Below are 21,978 nucleotides of genomic sequence, written 5' to 3' on the forward strand. Positions count from 1 at the left end.
GTTTGCTGACAACTTGAATTAATATTTTCTTTGCGTCTTTGCGAGCAAAAAAATGCTCTACTAAATTAGTCTAAAATTATTAAATATTGTTACGGATTCTTTCAATTACCCAATCCTTAAAAGAATCATCCCAAGTCAAATAATTTATATAAAACTGCTCTTTGTCATACCAATACAAGAATAATACATCCATTGGAGCAATGTTAATGAGTAACTTATGAATTAAATCGCGATGCTCAGAAGACAACGATGAATGTGGCTGATGCAAGGCAAAATAAAAGGCCTGATCTACAATATCTTCAATTTTATAGGCATTACTATGTTCTAACTTTTCAAGATATATTTCGACACTCATTACTTGCTTTCTGGCATTGATGTCTATTTTGTTTAAATAACTTTTAAATAATACATTGTCATTTAAAATATCCTTAATAGGATGTTCAGTCTCTTTTAAAAACTGAGCTAATTCAAACTTCTTAACGCGATCGTAATTTGGTGTTTTTACTAACGTCTCCAAATCACATTCAATTATTAAATGATCCTTTAGCTTATCTACTAATTCTGGTTGATCAATATGATAAATCAGCACATCGTGAATGGTATCTTTTATCGCTTCCTTATAATGTTCTTTACTTTCAAAAATGACTATCGGTTTTATAAAATCACGAAGTAAATACACTCCGTCAAAAGCCCTTGTGTAAAACGAATCTGTTCTAAATTGTAAGGGATGTAAGCTTAAGTCTCTATCTCTTAAATCGCCAAATATCTTTGCAGAATCTAGTAATTGTTGATGAATGCCTTCATCTATAAAGTTATTACCATTTTTAAATTTATCAACGAGATGTAACTGATCTTTTTGAACCTGTTCTAAGTTATCTATAAGCTTGAATGTGATATTGATTTTATCATACTTCAACACATCTAAAGGCTCATAAAACACATCGATATTCTGATCAAAATTTATACAAATAGCAGAATCTCTAGTAATATCATTAATTTTTTGACCATGCGTTCTAAAAACATGTTGCATCATTTCCTTATCAAAAGAATGAAACGGTAGATACACAGGTTTCCCTTTTTGCAATGGTGAAATTATAATCCCATGTGGATTTGCATCACCATGATTAAGGTAATGCATGTTTTTCTTTCTTCAGCAATATCAGGACTCCAACCCATGCCATCAATAAAAAATGAGGTCAACTTCGTTTCTGAAAACCCCAAAGTTTTCAAGCACTTGTTGTAACGCTCAACTAGTTTTCCGCTTATGGGAATAAGTTCGCTTCTGTATAGGTTAGCTTGTTTTAGTTTATTCATCTTGTTGCTGTCTTTCGGCTTCGCTCAAGATAAACTTCAGCGGTAATCTCATTAATTATAATTAAATCTCTCAAAAAATCATTAATAGGTTTTAAAACTATTTCCCACTAAACACCATTGGTTTTATTTGACCTTCTTTTTTGTCTCATTAGATTCCTTTGTACTCAGGAATTAGAATTTTATTAATCTGAGCATATTGCAATAACATAATCGTTTTTGCATCTATAATCTCTTCTTTTTTAATCATTTCTAAAGCTTCTGAAAACGGAATTTCAAGAATTTCAATGTCTTCATCTTCACTTTCTAATCCGCCACCTTTACTAACTTTCATGCCCTCATCATATTCTGCAACAAATAAGAACATCTTTTCCGTTAAAGCGCCTGGTGATGTATATGCTGTTAAAACTAGCTTTGCATCACTTATTCTATAACCAACCTCTTCTTCTGTTTCTCTAATTATAGTTTCTAAAGGCTTATCATTATTATCTATAGCTCCTGCACAGGCTTCAATTGACATACCCTCACTACTATTATTCTCATAAGCTGGCATACGGAATTGTTTAGTAAGAATAACCGTTTGTTTTTCTACATTGTATAGTAATATTGCAGCACCATTTCCACGATTATAACATTCGCGTGATAAACGTTTCCATTCCCCATTTTTAAATTGATAATCGTAATCGATTCTATCTAATCTTGCCCATTCTTTTGAAAGGGTTGTTTTAGTTATGTTCTTTAGGTTATTCATAAGATTTATCGTCGCTCGTTATTCACTGTGTCGGAATGACATAGACTTCACACTTTTTACTTTACACTTTTAAATTTAATTCCCAAACTGCGCTCTAGCTTCACTATCTATATTCATCTGATTCACTCTCGCATCCACTTTTCGTTTAAAGTCTGTATCTGCTATGGTTGCTACATTATCTAAATAGCGAATCACTTCTTGTCGTCTTATATCTGAAAAGTTTAAACCTTTCATATTCGATTTCATTAATTCTTGAAGCATTTTGAACTTCGTTTCATAATCCTTTTTAAAATACGTTTCAGGATTCTCAAACCAATCTTGTTCTAAATCGAAATCCGTAAGACGTAATGAAATTGCAGATTGAATATTTCTAACATCTCTTGAAGAGAAAAACGGAAATATCTTCTGAATCTCTTTATACAAAGCCGCATAAAACATATGGTCATTGTTTTTGTGAAGCTTTTCTACTTTATTAAACGTATCGTGAACACGTTCTTCTGAAGGGTGATCGACCGCATTCAAAATTTCGCCCATACTGTTTGCTAAACCCTGATCTGATAAGTATTTATAAACTTCAGGATCTTTCATATTTACAAAATCTGGCATAGTATCTCTTAACTTCTTCCACCAGATGTAATCTTGATCCACAAAATCGTGCTCTGAGCGTGCTCCATCAATTTTAAATCGACCTTGTACACGAGAAATCACCGCTTTATCTAGCATTTCTGGTAGGTTGGTAAATAAACCAATTGAACTGTTTCCATAATTCACAGCATAAGCACCTTCTGTATATCTTAAAAATACACCAATCACTTCTTTTACACCTGCTGAAACTCCTTGAGCGGTTCGTTCTTGCAAATTATTTTCGGCATCATCAATTGGTGCGAAAATTAATTTGGTAGGATCTTGCAGAGGCTTCATCCACTCTACCATTTTTTCGGCAGAACCACCTTGAAATGTAGATATCAGCGTATCTGGCATTGGATGAAATAAAAATGGAATATCTAAATTATCAGAATGTTCTTTTAATCGGGTGGCGATGGCAGCAATTAACATACTTTTTCCTGTTCCCGGAATTCCATAACCCATAAAAACAGGCATAAATCCACCTAATTCTTGAAATGGATTTTTCTTTGCTTCAATATCATAACTTAACAAACGTTCAGTTAATCGACGACCAAAATGTTTAGCATCTTTGTTACCTACTATTTGTTCGAACTGTATTTTATTGAATTCAATACTCTTTGCTGTCCCTTGAAAAACATTTTCCCAACCGGAAACTGCAAAGTCTGAGTTTTCAAGTTTATACGTTCGGTCCGAAACGGTTTCCGTATATTCTAAACTGCTTTTACGTAGTTGAATTTCTGCAATTAAAGCTTCAAAATAAACCACTGTAAAATCTATAACATCTTTATCTGACTTTATAATTTCAGGATGACCTAAATACTTGTCGTAATAAAACAACTGACACGAAATTCCTTTTAGAGGAGTCAATAAAGACACTTCCGGAATACCTGCAAACTTCTGCTTCATCACCGATAAATCATCTGAAGCATGCGGTTTTAAATCATGTAAAATCTTATAAGCCGTGGCGAACAACATAAATGCCGTTGATGTATGCATTTTGCTTTCGTACTCTCGCCTTCCTGAACTATCTAATGCTGATTTATTCTCACTTAAACTCGATAAACCCGAAGCATCATAATACGAATCTTTAATCCATATGCCCAAAGTCAATCCTTCTTGTACAGCATACAACGTTTGATTTAAGAAAATAGGAAGTGCAACCGATTCTGGTAACAAACGCTTTTTTAAAGCCAAAATGGTTTTTGAAACTGAAGTGACATTGACGTTGCTTCCGTTATTGGCTCTAGACAAATACAATAAAATAGATTCGTCTTTAGCGTCGTTATCTTTGTTTTTAGCGCGTTGACCTTGTTCCCATTGAATAGATTTTAAGTATGATGTTGCTTCATCGCGAAGCATATCTAATTCATTTTGTTTTATAGGGAAAGTTGAGTTGTGTTCCATTGATTGAGTTATAAGTGAAAAGTGAAAAGTGAAAAGTTTTCTTACTCGAATCTTCGAGCTTCAGACTCCAAACTTTCATCTTATTTATCGATTTTTAATTCCGAAATTTGAACTGGCGACATTGCCAACTTATTCATAATCTCAGGTGTTTTATTATATAGCATTTGTATGATTCTGTGCGGTGCAAAGACATAACGCTGTCTATACATAGCGTCCCAACGTTGATAGGTTTGTTTACTAAAAAAGCCACCTTCTTTAAATTCGCTAGCCGATTTTAATTCATCTATTTTAAATGAAATCGCATACGATTCTAATGGAATCTCCTTATTTGCTATACTTTGTAAAATGGCATGTGTCACTTTATTTTCGTCTTTAGCAAATATGTTATGAATTGGCCCTAAGTCTACACGTTTTATGAGCTTTGGAAATACTTTTGGCAGACGTTTATCAATACCATACGCCATCGTATCTAAAGACATTTCACGGTCTGCAATAGATTTTAAGGCACTATAAATTTCATTGCGCTCCTTTAGAGGATCTTTACCGTCGTAATCAAAATACATGTAGCAAATAAATGGTCTGTTGTGAGACACATCATAAAAACTCCAACTCACCAAATGTTCTGCAACAGAACCTTCTGGTGCTGCTATAATTTTACCTTGAACAAAACGATTAAAAATATATTCTTTTTTGGCAGACGTATAATACACTATTGAAGCTGCTTGAAAGAGCTTACGCTTAGCAATAGGTTCTTTCTTTCGCATTAAAGTGTCTAAAAACTCGTCTTTTAAAGTATCTACATCTGTGAGTTTGCCTAAATAATCTTCTCGTAATGCTAAATCATTAAATAAGTAACGGAATTCTAAATAATTAGGAAAACTAGAGTCCGTTAAATCGACCTTCATGTTTTCTTCATCGTCATACATGTATTTTACACGCATGGCTTCAATAGAATACAATAATAAATCGCTGTATTGCTTAAAAAGAAGCACTTCTTGTTGGTTCAGAATTTGTTTTTGTTGAACAGCAACAATGAGTTCTTTCAGCGAGAAATCTATCATTTTGTGATAGAATACATATTGCTCTTTGGAATCTAGTATTGCTGAATCTAGTGGTGTTACAATCATTTTAGTAGGCAGTTGGCAGTATTCAGTGTCCCAAGAATACCTGAAAAATATTATTTAAAAAAGATATTGAATATATAGTTTTAGCCACAGTATTCAGTCTCGATTTGACTGCCAACTGAATACTGATAACTAACAACTATTTATTATCCTAACAAATCATCATCTCCAGCTTCTGGCTTTGGTTCACCTGCTGGCTCTCCTCCTCCATCACCTCCTGAAGGCGCGTTTGCATCTGCGGCATAGTAATCTTCGAAAATCTCTTTCATATCAATTCCATAACGCTCAGCAAAATTCTTTTGAATAGACTTATCTTTTTCACGAATTTCTTGTAGAGCTTCAGCATAACTACCATAAACACCCTGCATCACTTTTTCGTGTACTGGAATATTATCCATCATTTCTTGACGCGCTTTAGCACTTGCTGTGTGCATCGCTGCTAAAGTGACTCCTATATGTTCATCCGTTTTAACACCTAAATGTTCTAAGATTGCTGCAAATTCTTGATCTGTACGTGCTTTTAAAGCCACTACATAACCATCGTAATACTTTAAACGCTCGTCTGTATCAGACTTTAATTTTGCACGGTGCGTTTGTAAATTACTACGTAAAGATGTTAATACTTTAATAGTAAGGTTATGCTTGTGTACGAAACTATCTTTTGAAGCTGCTAATGTTGTATAAGCATTTTTAAGACCTTCTAACTCTTCAACTTTTTGCTCTAAAGTGGTTACTTTACTTAAAGCATCAGAATAATCTGTTGATTGTTTGTCTGAAACTTCTTCTAAAGCTTGCCGTGCTTGTTTTAATAACGCATATTCCGTTTCTAGCTTATCTTCTACTTCTTTTTTCTTTTGAAGTGCTTTTGTGTGATTGTTAGAGGCTTCTACGATCGCTGTTTTAAGGCTTTCTTCAACTTCTTTAATTTCAATTTCTCTGTCTTTTAGACGCTTAATCGCTGCTTGACTCTTAAATGATAATTCATTTAATAAGGTTTGAACATCTGCCGTTTCAATACGTTGCTGAAACATTGCTTTTGCTTCATTATCTGCAGCATCACGTGTTTTTTGAGCATTCTTAAGTTCTGCTTCGGCATCATTTATTTTGCTTTTGCGCCCCCAAAGGTTATTCCACCATGTGTCTGGTTTGTTATTTGCATCCTCAAGTTCAACTTTAGCACGTTCTAAACGTTTGATAGCATCATCAATGATTTTCTGCTCAGCACCATTTAAGGCCGAAAAACCTTCGAACATAATACCAACTTCATCTTGGTAATCTGTTAAGTCCTTAATGGCATCTAATAACGTAGATCTATCTTTTTCTGCCATATCCACAACATTATCTAATGTTGCATTTAATATTTTCTGACGACTTTCTGGGTCATCTTCTTGAGCAAGCTTTGACTTCATTTGGTCAATGGCTTTTCCCCAATTTACATCGACTTTTTCAGCTTTCTCTTGTGAATTGGTTTCTAATAAATCAAAATCATCAGGCATATAGTGTAGTGTTATTAAAGTTGAACATCATTCTGTTAAGCAATTTCGGTAATTTTTTAAGACTACAAAAACTTTAGTTGCTAAAATATAGGTAGCAGTTTTTTAATATTTGTTACAGAAAATTGAAATAAAATTGAATTTCTTAATAATTTAATAACATCATATTCACCTTAAAAACACTGTGGTTAAACGGACTTATACAACAGTTAATCGGTGTGTTTGTGAACTAATAGTTTGTAAATAATTTACTATTAAGTATTTAACATTAACTTTTTTTATATATTAGCACTGTAGAACCCAAATCTAAAACGACTAATAATGCATAAGAACCTGCTTTCAAAGGCTTTGATTGTGACGACTACACAGCTTACGATGATCTTAATAGCCGTAGCATCTATTTTTCTCGTTTTTATTTTAATAGCCATCATTAAGATGTATAAGTTAAAATCGGAAAACAAAAAATTAATGCAAACCAATGCTTATAAAGATTATGAAGAATCTGGTGAAGATTTACATAGCGGGCATCTTTATGGTGATAATTAAATAATGAATTATAATGAATTTAATAGCGATTACTCTTATTCTAGATGGCTCTTCTCAACGAATGATAAGTATTTTGGGAATTGGGTTTGTTACAATGACAATTTTATGGGCTTTACAATATTTAAAATCCAGAAAATTGAAAGAAAAAATAAAACAGTTAGAAAATAAGAAAACATAAAAAAAAGAGCCAGCAATTTGCTGGCTCTTTTTTGTTTCAATAGTCGGTAAATTTACCTTACCAACTTTCTATACTTAATTCGTTTTGGCATTAAATCACCACCCAAACGTTTCTTCTTATTTTCTTCATATTCACTAAATCCTCCTTCAAAGAAATAGACTTGAGAGTCCCCTTCGAAAGCTAAAATGTGCGTACAAATTCTATCTAAAAACCACCTATCGTGACTAATCACAACAGCACAACCTGCAAAGTTCTCTAAACCTTCTTCTAAAGCTCTTAATGTATTAACATCTAAATCGTTAGTTGGCTCATCTAAAAGTAATACATTACCTTCTTCTTTAAGTGTCATAGCTAGATGTAAACGGTTACGCTCACCACCAGAAAGTAATTTTACTTTCTTGTTTTGCTCACCACCAGAGAAGTTAAATCGGCTTAAATAGGCTCTAGAATTTACTTCCTTACCCCCCATCATTACCAATTCTTGCTCATCACTAAAGTTTTGCCAAATTGTTTTTTCAGGATCAATATTTGAATGCTTCTGATCAACGTATGCAATCTTCGCCGTTTCTCCGACTTTAAATTCACCTTTATCTGATGCTTCCTCTCCCATTATCATTCTGAAAATAGTTGTTTTACCAGCACCATTTGGTCCAATAATACCAACAATACCAGCTTGAGGCAAATTGAAATTTAGATTATCGTAGAGTAATTTATCATCATACCCCTTAGCAACACCAATAGCTTCAATAACATTTGTACCTAAACGTGGTCCATTAGGAATATAGATTTCTAATTTTTCGTCAAGCTGCTTTTGATCTTGACTCATTAGTTTATCATAGTTCTTCAAACGTGCTTTTTGCTTTGTTTGACGACCTTTTGCTCCTTGACGTACCCAATCTAGCTCACGCTCTAATGTCTTTTGACGCTTAGAAGCTGTTTTACTTTCTTGTGCCATACGTGTAGATTTTTGATCTAACCAAGATGAATAGTTTCCTTTCCATGGAATTCCTTCACCTCTATCGAGTTCTAAAATCCAACCAGCCACATTATCTAAGAAATATCTATCGTGCGTTACAGCGATAACAGTTCCTTTATATTGTGCTAAATGATGCTCTAACCAATGTACAGATTCTGCGTCTAAGTGGTTAGTAGGCTCATCTAAAAGTAAAACATCAGGTTCTTGTAATAACAATCGGCATAATGCCACACGACGACGTTCACCACCAGAAAGTACACCAATTTTCTTATCACCATCTGGAGTTCTTAAAGCATCCATTGCGATTTCTAGTTTGGTATCTAATTCCCATGCATTGGCAGCGTCAATCTGATCTTGTAATTCTGCCTGACGGTTCATTAGCTTTTCCATTTTATCTGGATTACTGTACACCTCTTCTAAACCAAATTGATCATTGATACTGTTATATTCATCAAGAATTGCTACAGTTTCAGCAGCACCTTCTCTTACGATTTCCATAACCGTTTTATCATCGTCTAATTTTGGTTCTTGCTCTAAATAACCAACAGAATAACCAGGTTGAAAAACCACATCTCCTTGATAATTATTATCAACTCCAGCGATAATTTTTAATAATGTAGACTTACCAGAACCATTTAGACCTAGAATACCAATCTTAGCACCATAAAAGAAACTTAAATATATATTTTTTAAAACAGGAGTATTTGCTCCAGGAAAGGTCTTTGTTAGACCTGACATTGCGAAAATCACTTTTTTATCGTCACTCATAATTGTTACTTATTTATTATAAAGTTAAACCATTGAACCTCACAAATTAATTATACACGTCCTTTTAGTGCATTAAAAACCCATGCAATACAGAAAAAACCACCACCAACAGCAGCAAATCCCCAACCTGCAACATCATCATATCTAAATGCTCCAAGAGCAATTAATCCTAATCCTACAAAGACCATAATCCATGTTGCCCAAGCTAATACCGTATTTTTATTCATTGCCATAATCAATCTTAGTTTTAATCGTTAGTTAGTTTACAAATATCGCATTTTAAATAAAAAAAGCATCACTATTTGTGATGCTTCTAATGTAAATTGTTTCAACAACTAAAAATTAATCATAGGAACTTCTATAAATAATAACTCGCTATCCTCTTTAGCTAAAATATTGAGGCTATCCGTTTCCGAAATCCCTATAGCATCTCTAGATTCTAAAACATCTCCCTCGATTTCAACATTACCAGAAATCAGCATCATATAAACACCATGACCCCCTCCTTTTAGTTGATATGTGAATGCTTTATCTTCTGACAAATCTAGTCGCGAAAGCTTAGCATCTTGATGAATTTTAAGACTTTCTACATCAGCATCTTCAAAAGACGTTACTATGGTTTGAAGCTGTCCTTTTCGATCTTCAGACTTAAATGTTTTTTGACTGTAACGCGGCTCAACATTTCGTTTTTGTGGAATCACCCAAATTTGGAATAGGCTTAAATGCTCATCTACAGATCCATTAATTTCAGAATGCTGAACTCCGGTTCCTGCCGACATCACTTGCACTTCACCTGGATGAACAGCTTGCCAATCGTCGTTCATATTATCACGATGCTTTAACACTCCTTTTAGTGGTATGGTTATAATCTCCATATTATCGTGAGGATGTGTTCCAAACCCCATTTTTGGACCAATAACATCATCATTTAAGACTCTTAATGCACCGAAATGCACGCGTTCAGGATTATTCCAACTTGCAAAACTAAAGGAATGATTTGCTTGTAACCATCCATGATCCGCAAATCCTCTACTGTCTGCTTTATGTATTACTTTTTTCATGATTATTTCCTTTTATTTAATTCTACTAGCGCATTTTATCCAATAAATTACTTAATTGTTCCGCTTCAGCTTCACTTAAATTTTTAATTAACTCTTTATTCATATCACTCGGAATTGTGTTTAGCAAATCCAAACCTTGCTTAGTGATTTCAATTTTAACCACACGCCTATCGTGTTCTGATGGTAACCGTTTAATTAAATTTTTAGCACATAGTTTATCCATTAATCGTGTTGCATTAGGTGAACGTTCTAACATTCGATCCTTAATAGTCTGTACTTTTAAAGGCTCATTTGCTCCTCTTAAAATTCTTAGAATATTATACTGCTGTTGTGAGATCCCAAAGTCCTTAAAAGATTCACTTTGACGGCTCGTAATCCAATTGGCTGTATAAATGATATTCAGAAGCGCCTTTACTTTAAAGTTTTCGAATTTTGAATTAATATCTTTCGATAAATCTCCCATATTTTAATAGTCTTAAAATTCTATTTAGGCTTTGATGTCATCATATTTATCTGTCTCACCAAATACTTTGGCAACATAAGGGCAACTCGCCCTTGCTTTTAATTTATTCTCTCTCGCGTAATCTGCAATTGCTTCAATTAATTGTAAACCGAGATCTTGACCTCTGTAGTTAACATCAATCTCTGTATGATTAATATCGATGAGTCCGTCTTTAACATTAGCATACGTGATTTCACCAATCTCCTTATCATTATCTAGTAGATAAAATCTATTTTTTGATTCTTCGTATTTTAATTCCATAATTATAGACTGTTTTTAAATAGTTTTACTTTATTTAATAATTCTGAATTTAAGGCTTCGCTTGTAATCTTACCGTCAGAAAAGTTATCATGAAATGAAGGTAGCGAAAATTGCGCTACAATATTCGCATCGTGTCTAGGAAAACGATCAGAAGCCATTTCTAAAACAGAAGCTCCACCTCTAGCGCCAGGAGACGTTGCCATAAGTAATAAAGGTTTGTTTAAAAATGTCTTTTGTTCTACTCTAGAAGCCCAGTCAAATATGTTTTTAAAAGCAGTACTATACGCACCGTTATGTTCTGCTAAAGAGATTACAAAACCATCTGCTCCCTTTAAATGATTAACAAAATCTATAGCTTGCTTTGGAAAACCTTGAGTTTGTTCTCTATCGGAACTGTATATTGGCATTTCAAAATCGTTTAAATCTAATACCGTTGCACTAACACCTTCTACTAATTGTGATGTATAAGTGGCTAATTGTTTATTTATTGAGGTACTACTATTACTTCCTGCAAATACTATTATATGTTTCATTCTTTATTATTTAGGTTTAATTGATTTTTTTATAAAAGATATAAGACGTTATCAGTAAAATAAAGGCTACTACTGCTGTCATCTGTCCGCCGTCACCAATCATATAATGAGCGAAAAAAGCTAAAATGAAAGCAAAAAAGAAACCTGAATATGTACATTCCTTTAAAGTTTTTAATCCTGGTGACCAAAGCACCACCAACCCAAGTAATTTAACCACTGCATACGGATAAATTATATAGGCTGGGTATCTAAAATTTGTAAATGCGATGATCATATCGTCATGTTTAAAAAAGTACATGCTAATAGAGAACACCATTAACAAAGTTAATAAGCCTGTGGCTGCGTAGTAGATAATCTTATTTTTTTTATTTCTGATTTGTTTTAGTTATACAAATTTACAATAAAATTAATTAGTTTCCAAGGAAAATAACCCCATGTAATATTATTTTACAAACCATTCACTTTCCAAACATCTTTTCGTTTTGTAAATTCGTGCAAAACAAAAATTAAGTTTTAACAAATAGCACACCCACTATTTTGGGCAAAACATATGGATATTAAATTCAACAAAAACGAAGACCATAATAAGCTTCTTCTTTCCGATCTAAAAAAACGCTTAGTAAAAGTAAAACTAGGTGGCGGAGAAAAAAGTATTGAGAAACATAAAGCTAAAGGTAAAATGACTGCACGCGAGCGTGTAAACTATTTATTAGATCCCAAAGCTAAATCTATAGAGATAGGTGCCTTTGCAGGAGAAGGTATGTATGAGCAATATGGAGGCTGTCCTTCTGGAGGTGTCGTTGTAAAAATGGGTTATATTAAAGGAAAGCAATGTATTGTTGTTGCCAATGATGCAACTGTGAAAGCCGGAGCTTGGTTTCCTATTACAGGAAAAAAGAATTTGCGTGCCCAGGAAATCGCTATCGAAAACCGTTTACCTATTATTTATTTGGTTGATAGCGCAGGTGTTTTTCTACCGATGCAAGATGAAATTTTCCCAGACAAAGAACACTTTGGACGAATTTTTAGAAATAATGCCATAATGAGCAGCATGGGCATTACCCAAATTGCTGCTATCATGGGAAGTTGTGTCGCCGGAGGTGCTTACTTACCTATTATGAGCGATGAGGCTATAATTGTCGATAAAACCGGAAGTATTTTCTTAGCGGGAAGCTATTTAGTAAAAGCTGCAATAGGAGAAACTATAGATAATGAAACTTTAGGAGGAGCTACAACGCACTGTGAAATTTCTGGAGTTACAGATTATAAAGCAAAAGATGATAAAGATGCTTTAGATAAAATTAAAAACATCGTTGATAAGATCGGAGATTTTGACAAGGCTGGATACAATAGAGCTGAATCTAAAAAACCGAAAGAGAATCCGGATGACATCTATGGAATTCTTCCAAAAAGTCGTGCTGACCAATACGATATGAAAGAGATTATAAAGCGTTTGGTTGATAACTCTGAGTTTGATGAATACAAACAAGATTATGGCAAAACCATTATCACGGCTTATGCTCGGATTGAAGGCTGGGCAGTTGGTATTGTTGCTAATCAACGAAAATTAGTAAAAAACGCAAAAGGTGAAATGCAATTTGGAGGTGTTATTTATAATGACTCAGCAGATAAAGCCACGCGTTTTATAGCGAATTGCAATCAGAAGAAAATCCCTTTGGTTTTTCTACAAGACGTTACAGGTTTTATGGTTGGTAGTAAATCGGAACACTCTGGAATCATTAAAGATGGTGCCAAAATGGTAAATGCGGTTAGTAATTCTGTAGTTCCAAAATTCACGATTATTTTAGGTAATAGTTACGGAGCAGGTAATTATGCCATGTGTGGAAAAGCTTATGATCCAAGATTAATTGCGGCATGGCCAAGTGCTGAATTAGCTGTGATGAGTGGTAATTCTGCCGCAAAAGTTTTATTGCAAATTGAAACCGCTTCGCTTAAGAAGAGAGGAGAAAAAATTACTAAGGAAAAAGAGGACGAATTATTCAATAAGATTAAATCGAGATATGATAATCAAGTATCTCCTTATTATGCGGCGTCTCGCATATGGACCGATGGAGTAATTGACCCTTTAGACACAAGAACATGGATTTCTATGGGAATAGAAGCTGCTAACCACGCTCCTATTGAAAAACCTTTTAATATGGGAGTTTTGCAAGTTTAAACTCACAAGTAAATATGATATATAAAAAAAGAGCGCAAATTGCGCTCTTTTTTTCATATCATAAAATGCTATTAAAGGGATAACCCTTCACGTTTAGCTTTCTTTTCTTCTCTTACTTCTTTAAAACGTTCCATTGCTGAACCAAAAATCCAATATGGTACTACAAAGGTTAAAAGGAAAATCAATAACCAAAATCCTATAGTTAATATGGTTAAAAATGCTAAAAATCCTAAATATTGATCAAAGTCGAACATAATTCTTGTGTAGTTTTCGTTTTGTTAGTACAAAGATATAACCAAAATATAAATTTTACAACAGCCTTGCATAGTTTTATTAACACGTTATTAAATAAATACTATAAAGACTTCATTAATAACTCTGCTGTAGCCGGATTTGTAGCCAATGGTACATTGTGTACATCACATAATCTCATTAACATAAGAATATCTGGTTCATGCGGATGGCGATCTAATGGATCTCTAAAAAAAAGAACCATATTACATTTCCCTTCTGCTACTCTTGCTGCTATTTGAGCATCACCACCTAAAGGACCAGATAATAAAGCATTAACATTAAAACCTGCTTTAGATACTTTTTCTCCAGTTGTTCCTGTAGAAATTAAATTAATATTTTTATGATGTAAAACGTTGCTATGTTCATTTAAAAATTGAACCATTTCCGCTTTTTTACCATCATGAGCTATTATAGCTATTTCCATATTACAAGTTTTTCACGTGATAGTCTACTAAGCCTTCAATTGGTCGTCTCACAAAATTACCGAGTTTAAAGCCATATTCATCTGCGACTTGCTTAATTTCTTGCTGTCCGAAAAAGGCAATAGAACCTGCAAAGTGGACAGGAACACCTGCATTTAATTCCTCTTTAAATTGAAGAATCATATTTTCTGCAAACAGACGAATGCCTTTAGTTATAATATTACTAATGTATTCTGAATCTTTATTTATAAACATAAATTCCGCATGGTCTGCTAAATATGCACTTGGATTAGTTTGCTTGTAAAGATTGTACTTAATAAAATCAGCATCTAAATTGTGCTTATGAGCAAACGCCACACTAATGGTATCTGGCATTTTATTAAAGTAGTAATCTCTAATTAATTGTTTACCAAAATAGTTTCCGCTAGCATCGTCCATTAGTATAAATCCTAAACTTGCTACACGTTGGTGTAAATCTTTACCATCATAATAGCTACAATTAGAACCTGTTCCTAATATACAAACTACAGCAGCTTCATCATTAGAATTAATACATGCTCTAACTGCAGCATACGTATCTTCTCTAACTTCTACTGTTGCGTTAACAAAATACAATTCTAAAATTGACTTTAACAACAATGTTGGTTTTTCTGTTCCACAACCAGCTCCATAAAAGTACACATGCGTAACATCGCTCGCAATAGCCATTAATTCCTTACTCTTACGAATTATTTTACTTAGTTTTTTCTCAGCTACAATCGCTGGATTTAAACCTTTGGTTCTTATTTTATCAACAGCTTGTTTGCCATTAGAGTCAATTGCAATCCAATCGCATTTTGTAGAACCTCCATCTGTAATTAAAATCATAATAATCTATATAATTAAAAATTCCGTAGCCTATGAAAACTCATAATTCTACGGAATTTTCAGAATTAATAATATGTATTATAGGCTATTTGCCTTTTGAGCTAAATCAATTAATTTATTTGAATATCCAAACTCATTATCATACCAAGATATTAATTTGAAGAATTTAGAATTTAATTCAATTGAAGCATCAGCATCAAAAACACTAGTTCTTACTTCACCTACGAAATCTTGAGATACTACAGCATCTTCAGTATATCCTAAAACACCTTTCATTGATCCTTCAGCTGCTTTTTTCATTGCTGCTTTAATCTCTGCTAAAGTTGTGTCTTTTTTAGTTTTTACAGTTAAATCAACAACTGAAACATCTATAGTTGGTACTCTAAATGCCATACCTGTAAGTTTTCCGTCTAATTCAGGAATTACTTTACCTACTGCTTTTGCAGCTCCTGTAGAACTTGGAATAATGTTATTAAGAGCAGAACGACCTAAACGGTAATTTTTAGGTGATGGTGCATCTACTGTAAATTGTGTAGAAGTTGCTGCGTGAATCGTTGTCATTAAAGCTTCTTCAATTCCGAAGTTATCTTCAATTACTTTAGCGATAGGTGCTAAACAGTTTGTTGTACAAGACGCGTTAGAAACGATAGTATCGCTAGCTTTTAACGTATTATCATTTACACCCATTACAAACATTGGTGCATCTTTACTTGGTGCAGAAATTACTACTTTTTTAGCACCACCATCAATATGATACTGAGCTGTTTCTAAAGTTGTAAAAATACCTGTACATTCTGCAACAACTGTTGCTCCTGCTTCATCCCACTTTAAATTTTTAGGATCTCTTTCTGCTGTAACACGAATTGTTTTTCCGTCAACTACTAAATGTCCATCTTTTACTTCAACAGTTCCATCAAATCTTCCGTGAACTGAATCATATTTTAATAAATATGCTAAATGCTCTACATCTAATAAATCATTAATTGCTACAACATCAACGTCATTACGTTTTACGGTTGCTCTAAAAACTATTCTTCCTATTCTACCGAATCCGTTGATTCCTAATTTTAAATTTGCCATTTCTCTATTTTTATTTTTATTCGTTATTAAACTGTCATTATATCCGAAACTCTTAAGAGTTCCATGTTAATTTTAGATTTTCCTTTTACAGCTTGGTCAAATGGTGTTAAATCCATCATATCGTTTTTAATACCAACCATATAATTACTCTTACCAATTAAAAGACTTTCTACTGCTTTCACTCCCATTCTACTTGCCAAAACACGATCGAAACACGATGGTGAACCACCACGTTGCATATGTCCTAAAACAGAAACTCGTACTTCGTACTCAGACATGTTTTCTTCAACATAATCTTTAAGTTCAAAAACACTTTTACCTATTTTATCACCTTCTGCAACCACAACGATACTCGATGATTTACCAGATGCTTTACTTCGTCTTAGTGATTCTAGCAAACGATCTAATCCTAAATCTTCTTCAGGAATTAAAATTTCTTCTGCACCAGCACCTACTCCAACGTTTAAAGCAATATGACCAACATCGCGACCCATAACTTCAATAAAGAATAATCGGTTATGTGAACTTGCTGTATCTCTAATTTTATCTATAACTTCTACAACGGTATTTAAAGCCGTATCGTAACCAAGTGTGTGTGTTGTTCCAAAAATATCGTTATCTATAGTACCAGGAATTCCCATTACTGGAAAATCGAACTCTTGATTAAAAACCATAGCACCAGTAAAACTACCATCTCCACCAATAACTACAAAAGCATCAATACCTGCTTTTTTTAATTGATCGTAGGCTACTTGTCTTCCTTCTTTAGTTCTAAACTCTTTTGAACGTGCAGATTTTAATATTGTACCACCTTTATTAATGATACCTTTTACACTACGTGCATCCATTTCAACAAAATCTCCATCAATCATCCCTTCATAACCTCTATAAATGCCATAGCATTTAATATCATGAAAAGCACAAGTTCTTACTACAGATCTTATTGCAGCGTTCATTCCTGGAGCATCTCCTCCTGAAGTTAAAACACCTATTTTTTTTATTGTATGTAGCATTATCTTATTTATTTACAGTAAAATTAAGAAACTTAATATATAAAAAAGTGACTATTATCATAAAATAATTAGTGATAAATCAATTCAAACGTTTTCGTTAATAAGTATTTAATAAGTATGAAAGAATTTGCGAAGTTTAAGACTTGTTTTTTGTCTTTTCTTCCTTCATAGTCATATAATTTGGCAGTAAATCATTGTCCTCGTTCTTCTTTTTTTCCTTCTCTTTGCTTTCATTTTTATCTTTTTTATTTTTACCCGAAAAGATAATTTGAAGTAATTCTTTGAACGAATCAAACTCTACATTATAAGACAAACCGACACCTTGGGTATAGCCAATTTCTTCACCAAAGTTCCTAATACTATTTTCTCTATTGAATACTTTAGCTCTTAATGTACCATCATCATTTAGCAATAAATCTATTTGTACATCTCCGCTTATCACAGTTTGACTGGCACTTCCAAACGGAACACCAACCTTACCGTTTACTAATATTTTATCGCTTATTTTGGTTTGAAGCGTTAAACCAAATTTATTGTTTGTTTGTAATTCTGGTGTGTCTTGACCTAATTCAAAATCAATACCGATGTCTAGATTTCCATTATTTGTACCAAAAAGATTATTTACAATTCCTGTTAATCGTTCTGAGATAGTACCTGTAAAATTGGCCCCTCCTAAGCTACTTGAAAACCCTCCTGTTGCTAAAAATATCAAGGCTTGATTATCGCGCTCGTCTTTAGAAGACAACCTATACTCTAACTCAGATTTAACCGTTGAACTTACATTAGGAAATCTAAAATCGAACTGAGGATCTGGTTGTTCTAATTTACCTGTTAAATGAATTTCGACTTCGACATCGATACTCTGATTTATAGGATTATCTAATAAAACGGAAGGGTTAGCATTACCTTCGTATACGGCTTTTAAGTTTAACTCGGCATTTAAAGGGTCACCTTCCCATACAATACTTCCTCCTTGTTCAACCTTAAATTTCTTTTCTACGAAGCCGCCGTATTTAAAATTATAAAACCCTTCATAAACGACAAAATCCCCCCACATATTAAAGGTTCCATTGGTGTTTATTAAAAAATTTAAACCACCTACTCCACGTCCTTTTATAGTGCTTCCTGCTTCTTTATCTATTACGATTTCTATTACTGCATTTTCGTTGACATTTAAATCAAAATCTAAGACTAAACCTTTAACTTCAATTTGCTCTGAAATCTCTCCTTTAATTCTGGCTGCTTTTTCTTCAGGACTTAAAAAATGAATAAATGAGTTGTCTCCAAAACTTTCAGAATCATTAAGCGGAATAAAAAACTCTGTTCCTGCTTCGGTTCGTCCATTTATAACTTTAATGGTGAGTTGGTCTGTAGGCCCTTTTATTTCTGCCTTCCCCGAAATAAATCCTGTACCATAATATAATTCGTCTTCAGATTCTTCTGTGTTTAACACTAAAAGTCGGTCGGTATCTAATTCTAATCCTAGTTTCCAATCTGAGAAGTTATTGTGTGCAATAAAGCCATTTAAACTTCCTTTTGAAAAGTATTTAGAATCTGTCATGGAGACATCATTAAAAATAAACTGCTGACCTCTTAACGACACTTTTGAATCGAAATCAAAACCATAATCAACGTTGAGATACGGAATGGACATACCTGCTCTATCGAGCAATAGCTCCCCATAAATAGCGGGTTTATTTAAGCTTCCTGTTACATTGGCATAACCAGAAACCAAACCTCTTATATTGTTAATAACCCCTTCTCCTAGTGGATTTAAAGGATCTAACAGAAACTCTTCAAACTTAACATTTAAGTCAATAACAGGATTCTTCTCTGAGACATCTATGGTACCTTTTGCGTCTAATGATTTTAAATTATCATTAACCAAAGTAACATCAACATTATAATTAGTGATAGAATTATTCCCTTCTATTTTAGCTTTAAGATTTCCTAAGTCGTAATCATTTACAAAAAAACCACTGACTTCCACATTTGATTTTGGTAAATAAACTCCTGCATTTTGCACCACATCTAGATTACCGTTTACAATACCTCGTAGAGCCAAACTATCAATTCGGGGTGTTATTTTCACCAATTGCACATCTTTAAAATCTACATTGAAGTTCTTATTAATGGAGTCTTTTACTTGGCCTGAAACTAATATTTCTTCATCTTCATGCGTAATTCGTATTGGAAAAATATCAAAAGCTTTAAAATCTCTATCAAAAGTTACTTTATTTAAGGTATCCTTTTCCGAATTTAAAAGCCAATCGAACCCTTTAAATTTTACTTCAGATTTTCTTAATCCTACGACCGATTTGTTTGACTTGTCTATTGTATAAAACAGACTTAGATTAAAATCATCTGCATTATTTGTTCCACCTTTAAATTCAGACTTAATCAATAAAGTATCGCGCTTGGTAACATTAATGAGACTAAATTGAGAGGCGTTATAGATGCCTGCACTAAGACTATCAATTTCGATAAAAGTGTTAAATAGAGGGTTGCTATTATCTATACTGACATTGATGTTATTAGCAAAGTAGTCTTTAAATTTTATTTCTGGCGAATTAAATGTGAGCTCAAACCCTTTTTCATCAGTTTCTATCCGCCCTTCAATAAACGTGTTTTTACCTAAAATGAGATCTTTAAAAAATACCGTTGCGATTTTAGAATATATGTTGAACCTAAAATTGATATACTGATCTTTTTCTACAACATTCGGCACAAAATTGGTGTAAATACTTCCAACAGAATTCTCAACTAAACCTAATATATCTTTGGTTTTAAACTGACCTGTAATTTTCCCATCAATAATATCTGGTGAATTTATAGCTAAGGTTCGTTCATTATTATCAAAAGAAGAGACAATATCAAAATCTTGAAAACTGTAATCACTATCTTGATTTTTATACGTTGTATTCTTAATATTAATGGCACCAACAGCATTATCTATAGTTGTACCTGTAGCAGACATCGTTACTAAACCTCTAAATTCTGAAATACTATCTCGTGTTACAAAATTTAATTCGCTAAGGTTAGCATAACCAACATTGGCTTTAAAGTCGAATTTTTTAAGGTCTTCAGAAAAATCTGCTAATCCATTAAAATCGAGTTGTAAATTAAGATCTTCAATTTTCACAATTCCGTTAAAAATACTATTTCCAAGATTACCAGAAAGTTTTATATCCCTATACGTATAACCATTATAGTCTAACACAAATACATCTCCTTTTACATCTGTCCTTAAATTTTTAATTGTAAAACCTTTTCCATCAACGTCAAGATTTAAAGACGCATTTTTAACAAGAGGATCATTAATAAGTTCACCTATATTAAATTTATCCAATACAATATTTCCTACGTAATTGGCATTATCTATATTATCAATATTTGTAAGCAGTAAATTAGACTTTATAAATCCCAAATCTGTGTCTATTTCTAAATCTGCTTCAACACGTTTGGCTGTAATAAATGATGTTCCCTTTATTTTAAAATTACCAACCTTAGAAATAACACTAGGAATAGAGTTTCCTAGTAGCCTTGGCAATAAAGCTGTTAAGTCTCTATAATTTGAAGCTAAATTTTGAAAATTTCCTTGTAAAGCAAAACTATCATCCTCTTTACTAAATAAATTTTTAAACGTAATATCTCCAATAATTCTGGTGTTAGTCGTTGTGCTTATATTGAGATTTTTAGCTTCAAGATTATTTAACGTCCCTGATAAATCAGCATTAAACGCCGCATGTTGGTCTGTACCAAACTCATCAAAAAATACGTTTAATTCTGTTAGTGAAATATCAGAACCCTTAAAACTTGCGACTACATTTACTTTGTCTGTAAAATGCTTAAAATCTTCTCGGTTGTAATCAAATCTTAATTCACCTATTATTTCAGATTCTTCTGTCTTAATATTAAGATCACCAAAACTCATGTGATCTAAGGTGTACTCAAAATTTGCCATTAAGTTCTTAACGGCAATACCTCTACTATCTCTAAAACTGAATTTATTAATTCGAGATCTTACCTCAGGACCATTTATTAAGAAGTTGGTGGTGTTTGCATTGAGTTCTGTAAACTCAAATATTTTTGGTGTTTCTAAGTTTTCATCAACTAATCTAAAAATTCCATTTTCAATGGAAACATCACTCGAAGAAAACAAAAACTCACTAGGACCAACTCTGGGATTGTCGTCATCAAACTTTGCCACAAAGACATCTAAATTGGTATCCTCTTCTCCTTTATAGGTTTTTAAGTTAAACATGACATCTTGGAGATCAATATCACCAAAGTTGAGTTTGCTATTTAATAAATTTTGAAAGCTAATTATGGAACTATTTAATTCTCCGACACTAATAAGTGTATCCTTCTTGTAATCTCTTATTAATATCTCTTTTAGTTCAATATCGCCATTAAGCTGAAGTCCAACACGGCCAATATTTATATTTGTTTTAAAATCATTATTAATTCTATCTGTAGCATATCTCCCTAACTTCGTTTGCACAGCAGGAATAGATAACACTAAAAACAAAATAAAAAAAAGCAACACTATAATTGCTACAATTTTTCCTATTATTTTGAATATCCG

Annotated in this window: 21 protein-coding genes; 2 read left to right on the plus strand and 19 right to left on the minus strand. The window is 33.1% G+C overall.

What is annotated here, in order from left to right:
- Positions 1-79: 79 nt before the first annotated feature.
- The 6 genes from ADIWIN_RS16165 to ADIWIN_RS16185 all read right to left on the minus strand — a co-directional run bounded on the left by ADIWIN_RS16165 (position 80) and on the right by ADIWIN_RS16185 (position 6,713).
- Complete coding sequence (locus ADIWIN_RS16165; RefSeq protein WP_020894599.1) at positions 80-1,138, minus strand: DUF6638 family protein; 1,059 nt, start codon at positions 1,136-1,138, stop codon at positions 80-82.
- Positions 1,093-1,314 carry a DUF6638 family protein gene (locus ADIWIN_RS21535; RefSeq protein ID WP_020894600.1) on the minus strand — a complete coding sequence of 74 codons (222 nt, stop codon included), beginning with the start codon at positions 1,312-1,314 and terminating at the stop codon, positions 1,093-1,095. The genes ADIWIN_RS16165 and ADIWIN_RS21535 overlap by 46 nt, the downstream gene beginning before the upstream one ends.
- Before the next feature lie 148 nt (positions 1,315-1,462).
- Entirely contained in the window at positions 1,463-2,062 is a 600-nt protein-coding gene (locus ADIWIN_RS16170) for an NUDIX domain-containing protein (protein ID WP_020894601.1), read from the minus strand.
- Positions 2,063-2,137: 75 nt separating this feature from the next.
- Positions 2,138-4,093: an AAA family ATPase gene (locus ADIWIN_RS16175; protein WP_020894602.1), complete on the minus strand. Its 1,956-nt coding sequence runs from the start codon at positions 4,091-4,093 to the stop codon at positions 2,138-2,140.
- Between the two features lie 80 nt (positions 4,094-4,173).
- A complete protein-coding gene (locus ADIWIN_RS16180; RefSeq protein WP_040757620.1) occupies positions 4,174-5,220 on the minus strand; it encodes a hypothetical protein in 1,047 nt (348 codons plus the stop codon).
- 143 nt (positions 5,221-5,363) lie between these two features.
- A complete protein-coding gene (locus ADIWIN_RS16185) occupies positions 5,364-6,713 on the minus strand; it encodes a coiled-coil domain-containing protein (protein WP_020894604.1) in 1,350 nt (449 codons plus the stop codon).
- A gap of 318 nt (positions 6,714-7,031) precedes the next feature.
- On the opposite strand from ADIWIN_RS16185, the gene ADIWIN_RS20405 reads away from it, so the two are divergent.
- Positions 7,032-7,256, plus strand: a complete 225-nt coding sequence (locus ADIWIN_RS20405; RefSeq protein WP_147298365.1) for a hypothetical protein — start codon at positions 7,032-7,034, stop codon at positions 7,254-7,256.
- A gap of 230 nt (positions 7,257-7,486) precedes the next feature.
- Here the strand turns inward: ADIWIN_RS20405 and ettA are convergent, their stop codons facing one another.
- From ettA to ADIWIN_RS16220, 7 genes are all read right to left on the minus strand, one after another.
- Entirely contained in the window at positions 7,487-9,178 is a 1,692-nt protein-coding gene (ettA, locus tag ADIWIN_RS16190; protein WP_020894607.1) for an energy-dependent translational throttle protein EttA, read from the minus strand.
- A 50-nt stretch (positions 9,179-9,228) separates the two neighbouring features.
- On the minus strand, positions 9,229-9,411 hold the full coding sequence (locus ADIWIN_RS16195; RefSeq protein ID WP_040757621.1) for a CAL67264 family membrane protein: 183 nt from the start codon (positions 9,409-9,411) through the stop codon (positions 9,229-9,231).
- A gap of 102 nt (positions 9,412-9,513) precedes the next feature.
- Positions 9,514-10,239 carry a pirin family protein gene (locus ADIWIN_RS16200; RefSeq protein ID WP_020894609.1) on the minus strand — a complete coding sequence of 242 codons (726 nt, stop codon included), beginning with the start codon at positions 10,237-10,239 and terminating at the stop codon, positions 9,514-9,516.
- 25 nt (positions 10,240-10,264) lie between these two features.
- Positions 10,265-10,702: a MarR family winged helix-turn-helix transcriptional regulator gene (locus ADIWIN_RS16205; protein ID WP_020894610.1), complete on the minus strand. Its 438-nt coding sequence runs from the start codon at positions 10,700-10,702 to the stop codon at positions 10,265-10,267.
- A 24-nt stretch (positions 10,703-10,726) separates the two neighbouring features.
- Positions 10,727-11,002, minus strand: a complete 276-nt coding sequence (locus ADIWIN_RS16210) for a GNAT family N-acetyltransferase (RefSeq protein ID WP_020894611.1) — start codon at positions 11,000-11,002, stop codon at positions 10,727-10,729.
- A 2-nt stretch (positions 11,003-11,004) separates the two neighbouring features.
- Positions 11,005-11,535 carry an NADPH-dependent FMN reductase gene (locus tag ADIWIN_RS16215; protein WP_020894612.1) on the minus strand — a complete coding sequence of 177 codons (531 nt, stop codon included), beginning with the start codon at positions 11,533-11,535 and terminating at the stop codon, positions 11,005-11,007.
- A 16-nt stretch (positions 11,536-11,551) separates the two neighbouring features.
- Positions 11,552-11,851 (minus strand): DoxX family protein, encoded by a 300-nt coding sequence (locus ADIWIN_RS16220; protein WP_051155487.1) that lies wholly within the window; start codon positions 11,849-11,851, stop codon positions 11,552-11,554.
- A gap of 234 nt (positions 11,852-12,085) precedes the next feature.
- Between ADIWIN_RS16220 and ADIWIN_RS16225 the strand changes: the two genes are divergently transcribed.
- Positions 12,086-13,714 carry an acyl-CoA carboxylase subunit beta gene (locus ADIWIN_RS16225; protein ID WP_020894614.1) on the plus strand — a complete coding sequence of 543 codons (1,629 nt, stop codon included), beginning with the start codon at positions 12,086-12,088 and terminating at the stop codon, positions 13,712-13,714.
- Positions 13,715-13,785: 71 nt separating this feature from the next.
- Here the strand turns inward: ADIWIN_RS16225 and ADIWIN_RS16230 are convergent, their stop codons facing one another.
- The 6 genes from ADIWIN_RS16230 to ADIWIN_RS16255 form a co-directional block, all read right to left on the minus strand.
- Positions 13,786-13,968 (minus strand): hypothetical protein, encoded by a 183-nt coding sequence (locus tag ADIWIN_RS16230; protein ID WP_020894615.1) that lies wholly within the window; start codon positions 13,966-13,968, stop codon positions 13,786-13,788.
- Between the two features lie 101 nt (positions 13,969-14,069).
- Positions 14,070-14,432, minus strand: coding sequence for a methylglyoxal synthase (locus ADIWIN_RS16235; protein WP_020894616.1), 363 nt, complete (start codon positions 14,430-14,432; stop codon positions 14,070-14,072).
- A gap of 1 nt (position 14,433) precedes the next feature.
- On the minus strand, positions 14,434-15,297 hold the full coding sequence (locus ADIWIN_RS16240) for a hypothetical protein (RefSeq protein ID WP_020894617.1): 864 nt from the start codon (positions 15,295-15,297) through the stop codon (positions 14,434-14,436).
- A 78-nt stretch (positions 15,298-15,375) separates the two neighbouring features.
- Positions 15,376-16,377 (minus strand): type I glyceraldehyde-3-phosphate dehydrogenase, encoded by a 1,002-nt coding sequence (gap, locus tag ADIWIN_RS16245; RefSeq protein WP_020894618.1) that lies wholly within the window; start codon positions 16,375-16,377, stop codon positions 15,376-15,378.
- Between the two features lie 26 nt (positions 16,378-16,403).
- Positions 16,404-17,390, minus strand: a complete 987-nt coding sequence (pfkA, locus tag ADIWIN_RS16250; RefSeq protein ID WP_020894619.1) for a 6-phosphofructokinase — start codon at positions 17,388-17,390, stop codon at positions 16,404-16,406.
- Positions 17,391-17,526: 136 nt separating this feature from the next.
- Positions 17,527-21,936 (minus strand): translocation/assembly module TamB domain-containing protein, encoded by a 4,410-nt coding sequence (locus tag ADIWIN_RS16255; protein ID WP_020894620.1) that lies wholly within the window; start codon positions 21,934-21,936, stop codon positions 17,527-17,529.
- Positions 21,937-21,978 lie beyond the last annotated feature (42 nt).

Origin of the sequence: Winogradskyella psychrotolerans RS-3 (assembly GCF_000427335.1) — a bacterium.
In the GTDB taxonomy this organism is placed as follows: domain Bacteria; phylum Bacteroidota; class Bacteroidia; order Flavobacteriales; family Flavobacteriaceae; genus Winogradskyella; species Winogradskyella psychrotolerans.